Source organism: Methylobacterium nigriterrae, assembly GCF_037106235.1.
GTDB lineage: Bacteria > Pseudomonadota > Alphaproteobacteria > Rhizobiales > Beijerinckiaceae > Methylobacterium > Methylobacterium nigriterrae.
Genome location: NZ_JBAWTG010001080.1, coordinates 1 through 250 on the forward strand (window position 1 = coordinate 1; position 250 = coordinate 250).

The 250-nt window shown below is 57.2% G+C and carries 1 protein-coding gene; it reads right to left on the reverse strand.

The window, feature by feature from the left end; all coding sequences use genetic code 11:
* The coding region (locus WDW90_RS40325; RefSeq protein ID WP_336493137.1) for a GTP-binding protein at positions 1 to 250 on the reverse strand (250 nt) is incomplete at both ends.

Below are 250 nucleotides of genomic sequence, written 5' to 3' on the forward strand. Positions count from 1 at the left end.
CTCACCCATCAGACCTGAGACGGCGACGACCGGTGCGCCTTTGACTTGCGGCAGCCAGTGATCCACATCCTCGCGTAACTTTGCGATCTGACTTGGCGCCCGATCCATCAGATCCCATTTGTTGACCGCGAGTACGATCGCACGGCCTTCACGTTCGATAAGATCCGCAAGGCGCAAATCCTGCTCTTCGAAACGGTTTTGCGCGTCCATCATCAGCACGACCACTTCGGCGAAACGAACCGCGCGTAAT